The 10136-nt window shown below is 58.6% G+C and carries 11 protein-coding genes; 1 reads left to right on the top strand and 10 read right to left on the bottom strand.

The genetic code is table 11. The features are described 5' to 3' along the window. Positions 1-136, bottom strand: a 136-nt coding sequence (locus IPM39_29585; protein MBK8990170.1) for a hypothetical protein, incomplete at its 3' end; no start/stop codon positions are given. Next, positions 133-789, bottom strand: coding sequence for a hypothetical protein (locus IPM39_29580; protein MBK8990169.1), 657 nt, complete (start codon positions 787-789; stop codon positions 133-135). The genes IPM39_29580 and IPM39_29585, both read right to left, overlap by 4 nt. 356 nt (positions 790-1145) lie before the next feature. On the opposite strand from IPM39_29580, the gene IPM39_29575 reads away from it, so the two are divergent. Further along, positions 1146-2141, top strand: a complete 996-nt coding sequence (locus IPM39_29575) for a tyrosine-type recombinase/integrase (GenBank protein ID MBK8990168.1) — start codon at positions 1146-1148, stop codon at positions 2139-2141. A gap of 71 nt (positions 2142-2212) precedes the next feature. Here IPM39_29575 and IPM39_29570 read toward each other — a convergent pair whose 3' ends face one another. The 8 genes from IPM39_29570 to IPM39_29535 all read right to left on the bottom strand — a co-directional run bounded on the left by IPM39_29570 (position 2213) and on the right by IPM39_29535 (position 10122). Then, complete coding sequence (locus IPM39_29570) at positions 2213-2569, bottom strand: hypothetical protein (GenBank protein MBK8990167.1); 357 nt, start codon at positions 2567-2569, stop codon at positions 2213-2215. A 15-nt stretch (positions 2570-2584) separates the two neighbouring features. Then, a complete protein-coding gene (locus IPM39_29565) occupies positions 2585-3763 on the bottom strand; it encodes a hypothetical protein (protein ID MBK8990166.1) in 1179 nt (392 codons plus the stop codon). Then, complete coding sequence (locus IPM39_29560; protein ID MBK8990165.1) at positions 3760-5097, bottom strand: hypothetical protein; 1338 nt, start codon at positions 5095-5097, stop codon at positions 3760-3762. Before IPM39_29560 ends, IPM39_29565 begins: the two co-directional genes overlap by 4 nt. Beyond that, entirely contained in the window at positions 5094-7649 is a 2556-nt protein-coding gene (locus IPM39_29555; GenBank protein ID MBK8990164.1) for a phage tail tape measure protein, read from the bottom strand. Before IPM39_29555 ends, IPM39_29560 begins: the two co-directional genes overlap by 4 nt. 359 nt (positions 7650-8008) lie before the next feature. Beyond that, positions 8009-8380: a hypothetical protein gene (locus IPM39_29550; GenBank protein MBK8990163.1), complete on the bottom strand. Its 372-nt coding sequence runs from the start codon at positions 8378-8380 to the stop codon at positions 8009-8011. Between the two features lie 59 nt (positions 8381-8439). After that, entirely contained in the window at positions 8440-8847 is a 408-nt protein-coding gene (locus IPM39_29545) for a hypothetical protein (GenBank protein ID MBK8990162.1), read from the bottom strand. A gap of 101 nt (positions 8848-8948) precedes the next feature. Continuing rightward, complete coding sequence (locus IPM39_29540) at positions 8949-9923, bottom strand: hypothetical protein (protein ID MBK8990161.1); 975 nt, start codon at positions 9921-9923, stop codon at positions 8949-8951. Beyond that, complete coding sequence (locus IPM39_29535) at positions 9913-10122, bottom strand: hypothetical protein (protein MBK8990160.1); 210 nt, start codon at positions 10120-10122, stop codon at positions 9913-9915. Before IPM39_29535 ends, IPM39_29540 begins: the two co-directional genes overlap by 11 nt. Positions 10123-10136: the final 14 nt, after the last annotated feature.

Here is a 10136-nt window from a genome sequence, read left to right as displayed (position 1 = left end):
CCATCAGCCAAATACGTTCAACACAACGCGATATTACAGGCGTGTTATGACGAACCTCTGGCAATCCCCATAATTCCGCCAGCTCTCTCATCTGTTTAATTGTTTCCTCATCTAAATTGATACCGATTTGCTTCATGCGAACCTCCTATCATTTTCATCATAATAGAAGATTATCGCGTGATAGTCAAGAACGGCTGTTCTAAATGTGTCATTAGTTGACAGTGAACGGCCACTGTTGGTAGAGGTGTGGCTAACAGTTAATGAACACCGTCCATGTGCCGGGGTGGTGGAAGGACCGACAGTCCACGTCCAGGATAACAAGCCATCTTCCGGGGCGGTTTTTGGCCCCATGCCCTCAGCCACGCTGTTACCGCTGGCGTAACGGATTCCAGGATTGCAAACGATGCCGGGGTTGGTTTGGATGGTCAGGGTGGCGTTGCTATTGGGCGATACGGGCGAAGTGAGGCTAATCAGGCTGATGGGCACAGGCATCAGGGTGGCGGTTGGTGGAATGCGGGTAGGGGTGGCGGTTGATGGAATGCGGGTAGGGGTGGCGGTGGCGGTGGGCTGCGGGGTGGATGTGTGACTGCTGGTGGGTGTGAGGGTTGGCGGCCGGGTATGGGTGCTGGTTGGGGTAATGGTTGGGGTATAGGTGGCGGTGTAGGTGGGCAGTATGCCGGCATCGCGCAGGGCGTTGTCGGCGATGGCGGCCAGGAGGGTGAGTCCGCAGAGCAGGATGAAGCCCAGGCAGCCAATGGCTAAGAATTTGCGACGGTTTGCACTTTTCATGAAAGCTCCTTTGCTGGCGTGGACGATTAATAGTCCACAAGGTAAATTGCTGGAGCTTAGGATTATCGGGCGAGAATGGACTATTTTGAGTCCAATTAGGGGAAAGCGGAGTCCATACGGCGTCGTAGAATTGGAGTCTACAAGGATAAGCGATGTTTGGTGGATATGTGGGCTGTGGTTGCAAATTTACAGGGACGGTTCACATCCGTGAGGTCGTGGGTTCGAGTCCCTCTTCGCCCACTATGACCGCCATATTTAGGGGTTGCATCCTTGTATGGCGGTATTTTTAGCGGTTTTATGGACTATTTATAGTCCACATTGGACGGCATAAAGAAGTCTACGGAGGTATAGACCACATGGCTAAGAGTAAGTTGGAGTTGATAACGTTGGACGCTGCGGTCGAGCAATGGCTGCGCCACTGCTCGTCGAGGATGCTGCGACCTAATACGCTGAGCGGCTATCGGGTGGTTGCCCGGCAGTTTGTGGCGTATGCGGGCGCGACGACGGTGATGAGCCGGATTACCAGGGATGATATTGAGGGGTTTTTGGTGCATGTGCAAGCGGAGTTGGTGTCTCCGGCTGGCGTTGCGCCTCGGCCGCCACGTCAGCGCAGCCCGAAAACGGTGCAGAATATGCACACGGCCCTGAGCAGCTTGTGGACGTGGGCAGTGGAGCGCAAGGTAGCGAAGGTTCATGTTGTGCGCCAGGTGAAGCGGCCCCATGTGCCGTTGAAGCCTGTTGTGCCGTTGAGCGCACAGCAGGTTGTGTTGTTGATTAACGCCTGCGACAAAACTGATCCCTGGGATACAAAGCCGCTTACGCGGTCTAGTCGGCCAACGGCCGTGCGCGACAAGGCAATTATTTCGTTGGCGGTGGAAAGCTGTCTGCGGGTGTCTGAGCTGGCGAATTTGCGGATTAAGGATGTGAAAACGGGGAATAGAGGCGGTCAGGTGTATGTGCGTGATGGCAAGGGGGGCAAAGACCGGACCGTGCCGTTTTCGGCTAAGGCAAATGGTTATATTGGCGATTATTTGATGACGCGACGCGGCGCCGATAAGGATGATTATCTGATCATCAATGAGCAGCGCAATTATGGGCTGCCGATGACGCGGGGGACGTTGGCGAAGCTGATCCGGCGTATTGGCAGGCGGGCTAAGGTGGATGTGCATCCGCATTTGCTGCGAACAACGGGGGCGTGCATGTTGGTGCAGCACGGGGCGTCGGCCTGGGAGGTGCAGCGGATCATGGGCCACAGCGAGATTGTGACAACGCAGCGGTATGTGCAGGCAGCGGCGATTGATTTGCAGGCGGCGATGGCGCGGTCGTCGCCGATGGATCATTTGCGCCTATGATGAAAGAGAAAAGGTCACTGGTAAATTTACCAGTGACCTTTTTTTGGCAACGAGTGAGGAGGGGGAGAGGTTTAGGGGGTTGGGTCTTCTGGCGCGTACCAGCGGTTGAATTCGTCGTAGACGAGGGATTCAATGATGTGGCTGATGGTGGCAATGTCCACGTGGATGTTGTTGGCGGCGAGCAGCTCTTCGGCGTAGGCGATGGCGGCTTCTTTTTTGTCGTTGATCGCCCCGGTCAGCCCTTCTTGCTCGATGGCCAGAACGGCCGTGCGGATGAGGCGAACGGCCGTGTCCAGGTTGGCCTGGCCTACGCGCGCCGTTAACCAGGTGCGCGCCTGCACACCCAGGGCGATGAGCAGCATACCAACAAACAGGGTGACAAGGGTTTCGATTGCGGGCTGGATGATTGCCCAGGTTTCTACTGTCATGATGGGGTTCTCCTTTTAGCTAATGCGTACTATAGGGTCAATAACTGGCCGCCCCTGGCGCGGGTTGATGGTTTTAAGGGCCAGGGCCAGGGCGCTGGCTTTGTCGGCGTCGCGGCGCGGTTCGCCTTTGAGTACAGCTCCCTCCATGCTGTATTCCACCATTTCGACGAATTGAGCGCGTGGATCATCCAACAGGCTGGGGCTGATGGGGCGGCCGCTCATCAGGTCGCGGACAAAAACGACGCGGCCTGGGCGGACCAATGGGGCGGGCACAATCTCGCCGCTGCCGGGCAGGTAGGTGAGGCGGCGGCGGGTGCGCATTTCTTGCTCATAGGCGATGGTGGTCTCGTCGGCGGGCTGGTAATCCAACGACGTGCCCGCGTAGCACCCGGCCAAATAGCGTTGGGTGCTGCTGCCGCATTTGGTGATGGCTTTGATGCGTTCCCACAGGGGCACGCTGGCAGCTTCCTCGGAGATGGTGGCCGCATTGGTGGCGATGGCCCCGGCGCTGACGAATTCCGCGGAAGCGAGGGCGGCGGTGATGGCGGCGCTGGCGGCGACGGTGGTTGTGCTGGCGTTTGTGATGGTGCGCCAGTTGAGGGTGTGGACGTAGCCGCGCACTTCTACCTGTAGGGTTCCTGGCTGGCTTGCGCCGCTTAAGCGGGCTTCTTCCATTGCGGCGCGTATCTGGCTGAGCGCGGCCAGGAGGTTATCGGCGTAGTAACCGGCTGTTGTGGGGCTGATGTAGATGCTGCCGAGTTTTTCCAGATGCTCTTTGGTGCCGTAGCGGGCGATGCTGGCCGGGTTGGTTACGGCCGTTGTGATGGCTTCGGCGGCGGCGCTGTCTGTTTTGTAGCTGACGCGCACGCTGTTTGCCATGTCGTCGAGACTCTTGGTCAGGACCACGCCGTTGTAGCTAAGGCGCATGGTGTAGACCAGGCCGCTGAATGTGCCGACGCCGCCGAAGGATTCCTCGAAGTGACAGCCCAGGTATTCATCGAACCAACGGTCTAAGATTTCGTCGCTGGCGCTGAATGACCAGGTGGACATATGGTCGCCACCCTGCGCCAGCGTTTGGCGGCGGTAGGTGGGCCAGCAGGCCCAGGTGATGTCACCGTTTTCAACAGCCGCCGACTTGACGTTGAGCGGCTGGAATAAGTTCATGTTGGCGAGCTGCGCCGGTATGGTGATCATGTGTTCCCCCTGATGCCCAGATAGCGCAGCAGCGCCCGGACGTTGACGGCGGCCGTTTCGGTTGGACCCACGCCGCCTTTGGCGTCGGTGTTGTGGTAGAAGAACATGACCCGTGTTACCCAGCCGGCGCGCAGCCGCAGGTAACGGCCGCGCACGATGGGGGCTATGTCCAGATAGGCGTTGCCGCTGGAACGGTTCCAGGTGCGTTCTAATACGCTGTCGGCGACAAAATCGGCTGTGGGGTCGGTGATGGTGAACACGCCCTCGTCCACAGGCACGATGTAGATGTTGCGCAGGGAGAATGTGGCGGATCCGCTCCAGGCAAGCTGTAGGTTGAGGTAGTAGGCGGCCGGGTCGCTGAGGCCGGGCACGGAACCGGACGGGGGCATGGTGATGCGACCCAGGTAAAGCGGCATGAAACTGGTTGTGACGGGTACGGTAACTGGCTGGTTGGCATTTTCGGCAAAGGTGGTTTGGATGCTGTGCCCGATTTGCAGCGATGTCAGGGCGGCGGTGGCTTTGGCGACGGCAAAGACCAGGTAGGAGCCGGTGTAATAGCTGAGGCCGACTGGCAGGGCCACGTGGTTGGTCATGCTGCCTGTGCCACTGACGGCCCGTTCCCATTTTTGGCCGCCTGTGGCGCCGGCATCGGCCACCAGGTAGGTGGCGTCGCCGAAGTTGACGGCGTGGAAGTGCGGCCGGAATCCGCCCAACTCCGCCTGTGTCAGGCGGCTGCGCAGAGCGATGGTGCAAAAGTCTTGTCGGTTGGTGTGAGACACCTGGAAAACCGGCAGGGCGTAGGCGTCGCCGAGGGCGCTGCTACCCAGCACATCCAGGTAGTTGCTGGTGAGGCCATAGGCGTGGTTGTAAATGGTACCGCTGACCATACTGGTGATGTTCAGCGGCGTGACGCTGGGCGACTGGGCGCGCCAGGCGCCTTCGCGGGTGATGGTCAGGGCCAGGTTTACGCCGCGGGCCGGCCCCCAGTGCCAGGAGTCCAGTTGGGGAATGTCTATGGAGCGCAGCAGGGCGTAGCGGCTGTTGGTTTCGGTGGGGGTACGGGCTTCGAGCCAGACAGGGTTGGTAATGCGACGGTCGCGCTCGTAGGCGCGGGCCTGGTGGCCCAGGCGCACCAGGTTTTGCAGGGTGGCGTCGCGCACGTTGTCGGTGGTGGCGGCCCAGTTCAGGCTGATGGCGTCGGTTACGTCGTTGTAGTCGCCGAATTCGTTTTCGACGGCCAGCAGGGGGTTCCAGCCATGCCGCTTCAGGTGCAGCCCGGCCGTGTCGTATAAATCTACGGTGGTTGTGCCGTTGCTAATTCGCAATATGCTCATTGAATTGCCTCGTATGCGGTCTGGCCGTTGATGGATTGCAGGTAATCCAGGAAGAGGCCCATAGACCGGGTGTCGTTGATTGTGACTTGATAGTAATGGTTGACCTGTACGGGCCGGGCGGCGGACTGAGTGGCCAGGGAGGGAGGCACGGCCGTGCCTTGTACCAGGTTGGTGTTGATGGTCCGCTGGATGCGCGCCCCGGCGTCGCCCATGCCCTGCTCTGCGCCGAGGGCGACGCCCTCGGCGAAGGGGCGGCCGATTTGGGCGGCGGCGACGGTGGAGGGGGATTCGATACCCAGGAAGCCCTTAGCGGCTTCCAGGGCGGACTGGGCAGCGGAACGGGCGGCATCGGCGATGGCCCCGGCTGCGGCCGATAGACCATTGGCAATGCCGGTGACGATGGCCCCGCCAACTGCGCCCCAGTCGGTGGAGGTGAAGAAGGATTTGATGTTTTCGACGGCCGTGCTAATGGTGCCTTTGATGGTTTCCCAGACGGTGTCGGTCATCGTCCGCAGCGTTTCGCCAAAGGCGTACCAATCGCCTTCGGCGGCCAGCCGGAACAGCCCCAGCACATCCTGGACGACGCCGATCACCGTCTCGATACCCAGCTGGATGGCTTCCCAGGCGGCGGCGGCCGTGGCCATAATGGTATCCCCATGTTCCGTCCAGAATTGCTGAATCTCCGCCAGACCGGTGGATATTTCGGTGCGCACAAAGTTCAAGACCATGCTGGTCTTTGCCTGGATGCCTCCCCAATCTTGTTCCCATGCAGTGCGCACCAGAGCGACCGCCCCAACAACGGCCGCAAAAACAGCTATCACTGGCGCGACGGCCACGACCACAGATGCAATAGCCGGAATGACCACAGATGCGATAGCCAACCCTACAGCACCCAGCACATCACTAAGCCGGACGTTTTGCCCTATCCAATCCGCAATAGGCGAGATAAACGCGACCACGGATTCTTTGATGACGCTTATTTGTCCGATCAACCCAGGCAAAATGTCATCACGGAATCCGACTAACGCAGTCAATAGTGCAGGGGGAGCTATGTCCCAAATGGCTTCAATGAAGGCATTCAAGGGGTTCATGCCTTCAGCCAAATTGCTGGAGAATCCGCCAACTACCTCACTGACTACTGCCAGGCCACTTTCAATACGCGGCAATATTTGTGTGGCCAATGCCAGAGCGTTATCAGCAAAGAGCCTGAACAGCGGCAAGAGGCCGTTGCCAAAGCTAAGGAGTAGACCTTCGCCTACTCCTTTGACAATCTCGATGACACCCGAAAGCGTATCCATCCGCGTGGCCGCGTTAACAACTGCGTCTGTTTGCCCCATGGTTGTCATGAGTTCTGCGAACGCGGACTCGTTCATGTTGGCCAACGCCGCGGCTGCTCTCATGGCATCCGCGCCAAACAGCGTGGATAGCGCAGCGGTTCGTTCCTCTTCGGTCAACTGCTGAGTGGCGGCGGTTAAAGTCCCAGTAATACCAACGAGGGGCTGCATTGCCGCTTCGAGATTGGCTTGCTGAGTACGTAATTCGGCAATCTTTTTGGCCCGTGCGTCTTCGCTTAAGCTGGCTCCCTTGATTCCCAGCTCGTAATCGGCGATAGACTGCGCCGCAGTTGCGTGCATTTTTTGCAGGCGTTCCAGTTCTGCATTTTGCGCAGCGGTGCGACCGCCCACCTCGACCATTACTTCGCTCACACCGTAAAGGGCGCTGTTTAGTTCACCGCTAATCGCCGCAATGGATTTCATGTTTCCTTCGGCGTCGTAGAACTCCAGGCCCAGTTGATTCATGAGCGTGCGCGCTTCATCAGTCGGCGAAGACAACATGGTGAGCATCGTTTTGAACGACGTACCAGCATCAGAGCCGCTGGCGAACAACGGAGAAATGGCCGCTATGGTCGCGTTGAATTCATCAAAAGACACCCCGGCCGTCGCTGCGACACCACCGCCTTGCGCCAGCGCCAGGGCGTAGTCATTGATGCCGAACTTGCTTGCCGTTGTAACGCTAACAATGCCATTGACCGCATTCTGCATATCGGCAGCTTCGATGTTAAAGATGGCCATGGCATCTGTGGCGATATTCGCCGCGGTGTCGAATGTGGCCCCCGTGGCATTAGCCAGCAGCACGGTAGAATGCGCCGCCCCATCTAATATCTGCTGCATGTTTAGGCCGTTGCGAGCCAACATGTCTATCGCCTGGGCAGCTTCCACCGCGGTCACTTTCAGATTCGGGTCCAGGCCAAGCTCGCTGATTAAATCACCGAGGGGGGCGATGGCCTCTTTTGTTGTATTCATATTGGACGCGATGATGGCCATCTGGGTTTCCATGTCCATCGCCGCTGTTAGTCCAGCGTACCCCAATCCTAAGATCGCAGTCCCAGCTGCAACCGCTCCTGTGGTTATAGCGCCCAACGCTACCACGCCAGCGGTTTGCACAGACCCCAACGCCGTGCCCATGCCACCTACGCTGCCCTGCACGCCGCCCAATACGCCGCTGGCTTCGTCCTTGCCACGAATAATGAGGTTGATGATTGAATCGGCCATAGTTCAAAAAAAAAGCCCCTGACAACTGACTATTCAGGTCAGTTGTCAGGGGCCGGGGCGAGTGTCCGCGCGGGCCAGATGCCGGGGTGGATAGCTACGCTTCTAATCCATCTGGATACATTTGTTCAATCGCCCGCACGACCATCAGCAGGGCGCGACGCATAGCGCGAAAGAAGGGGCGAAGGTCTTCAAGACTTAGTTGGGTTTTTGTTGCCATCCTGCTTTTACCCTTTGCTGCCAGGCGTCGTATTCCGCCTGCGCCGTGTCTGCCAGCACCCGCGCCTGTAATTCGGCCATCTCGCCCCAGTCTTCGTCGTAGACCCAACTGGGCAGCCAGCCGAAGCGGGCGCACAGGCCGATTACATCTGGCCGCTCATTAACTTTGGGCTGGCACTTGCCAGTTGCGACGGTGTCTGGCGCAGCATCTTAGCCAGCCAGGCCAGCTGCTCTGTGTCTATGCGCGTCAGGGCGGCGGGGTCATCGGCCAGGTCGGGCAGCGATTCCCCGGTTTCCACATCAGGAACGCGCCAGTGAGGGATTAACTCGGCGAATACGTCATACATCTCCTCTTCCTGGCCCGGCTTAAAGGCGGCAATGGTATCTAGCTTGTGGATGGCCACACGCTTGCGGCGCATGACGTAGGCGTCTGTCACGTCGAATATCTCTTCGGGGCAGGGCACCTTCAGTAAGGCGATGCCGTCAGGGGTGACTGTTTTCTGCAATTTGGGCATGGGCTTTTCTCCTTTAGTCCATTGTGGCCGATGAATCGGCCAGTCTGCTGAAAAAAAAGTTATAAGACGGGCCAGGGTGCGTGTGGTCGCAACTCCTGGCCCCGGTGTACCAGTGTGTCTGTTAAACCGCGCTTCTCACAGTATAGCAGCAATTCACGACTAAATTCATCTACGGTATCGCCGCCAATGGCCTGGTAGTTGATGTTGAGGTCGAAGGCCAGCGACTTCATATCCTCCAGGGTGAACAGGTCGGTTAGAATCTTTCTGATCTCGACAGCGCGGTCGCGGGCGGCGTTGGCGCTTACATGTTTCTGCTGGCGCATGGTGTTGTCGCGCCAGGCGCGGAAGCGGGCAATCTCCAGGAGGGCGGCATGTAACTGCCGCTCCAGGTCGTCCGCTTTTTTTTTGTGATGTCCTGCCCCACTCCGATGTGCTGGATGTCGGCGCGTACCCCAGCCAGTTCGCACTCCACATTGGCGATCTGCTGTGTCAGGACGTCGAGGGCTTCTAAGATGCGGTCGGTGTCGGTTGAGGGTGTGGACGATTTCATGATGATGCGGGCTTTGCTTTAAATGGCTGCCAACTGATTGGTCAGGGCCAACTGCCAGTCGTAGCCCAAAGTCGCGTCATAAACGCTGCGGCCGAGCAGAGATACCTGGCGCGTGGCCCCGTCTTCGGGCCAGCCGAATGTATCGAATTTGGTGTGGAAGTTGAAGGCGGCGATGTTGTTGGCCCCATTGCTGATTTTGAGCTGGCCGTAGCGGGCGGCGTTGGTGCGGAATTTGCTGGTGAATTCGCTGTAGCTGGTGGCGTCGAAGAGCAGCTTGACCATGATTTCCAGGTAACGTTCGTCGCGGCGCCTGCCACCGTAGGCCAACGAATCGCCACCAAAGAAGATGGTTTCGACTTTATTGTCGAGCTTGACGCTGAATTCCATGAGGGTAGCCAATTCGGTTGTGCCGATGCTGCCGGCCGAGTCGTTGAGGAAGAATTGAGCGTGCTGGGCAACCATGTAGGTTCCTACCAGGTCGCGCTCGCTGAGGGCAGCGGTCATGGTGTGGCCTGGCGTGACCTTTTGGCCGATCAGGTCGTATTTGGCGCTGACAGGGCCGGGCTTGCTGCCATTTTTGCCTTTGATTTCCAGCTTAGACCCCATGACGCCGGGAATCTGGAACGCGCCGACGCCATCGGCCACTTCCAGGGTGGCGGTTTTCAGGTCGTCGGATGTGCTGGCGCCGTTGTAGGTGCGCACGTATGGACCCACGCCGGTGGGGGAGACGCCGCCTTTGAAGTACAACTCGGCCCACCAGGCCAGGTCGTTGAAGCTGAGGGCCGGCGCTTCCAGGGTGAATTCGGTTTGGGCGCTGGTTTCCAGCACGTCGAAGTTTTGCATGAAGTTTTGGCGAGCTTGCTGGACGTATTCTTTTTCGCGCTTTTCTTCGGGCACTTCGCCGATCTCATACAGTCGCCGGGTGGCGGCGATGGGCGTTAGGGCGGTGGTTTCGATGCCGCCTTGCCAATAGGTTAATGCTTTATGACTCATTGTTCACCTCGTACAAATTGGATTTCAGGCAGACATCTACCTGTTCTGGAGACAACAGAGCGACTTCGTCGGGGGAAAGGTCGCGGGCGGGCAGGCCGCTGATGTGCGCGCCGTTTTGGCCGATGTAGACCAGGCCAGCGGCGTAGGCGGCGGCGGGGATGGCGGGTTCTGAATTGGGTGGGGCTTGTTTTCTGCTCATAAGATTTGCTTTTC

Source organism: Candidatus Leptovillus gracilis (assembly GCA_016716065.1).
Classification (GTDB): domain Bacteria; phylum Chloroflexota; class Anaerolineae; order Promineifilales; family Promineifilaceae; genus Leptovillus; species Leptovillus gracilis.
This window is presented reverse-complemented; position numbering and strand designations above follow the sequence as displayed.

Coding starts and splice junctions, on each gene's coding strand:
- IPM39_29570 (MBK8990167.1), bottom strand. CDS start 2,569: ATGACAGTAGAAACCTGGGCAATCATCCAGCCCGCAATCGAAACCCTT.
- IPM39_29565 (MBK8990166.1), bottom strand. CDS start 3,763: ATGATCACCATACCGGCGCAGCTCGCCAACATGAACTTATTCCAGCCG.
- IPM39_29580 (MBK8990169.1), bottom strand. CDS start 789: ATGAAAAGTGCAAACCGTCGCAAATTCTTAGCCATTGGCTGCCTGGGC.
- IPM39_29550 (MBK8990163.1), bottom strand. CDS start 8,380: ATGCCCAAATTGCAGAAAACAGTCACCCCTGACGGCATCGCCTTACTG.
- IPM39_29560 (MBK8990165.1), bottom strand. CDS start 5,097: ATGAGCATATTGCGAATTAGCAACGGCACAACCACCGTAGATTTATAC.
- IPM39_29540 (MBK8990161.1), bottom strand. CDS start 9,923: ATGAGTCATAAAGCATTAACCTATTGGCAAGGCGGCATCGAAACCACC.
- IPM39_29555 (MBK8990164.1), bottom strand. CDS start 7,649: ATGGCCGATTCAATCATCAACCTCATTATTCGTGGCAAGGACGAAGCC.
- IPM39_29535 (MBK8990160.1), bottom strand. CDS start 10,122: ATGAGCAGAAAACAAGCCCCACCCAATTCAGAACCCGCCATCCCCGCC.
- IPM39_29575 (MBK8990168.1), top strand. CDS start 1,146: ATGGCTAAGAGTAAGTTGGAGTTGATAACGTTGGACGCTGCGGTCGAG.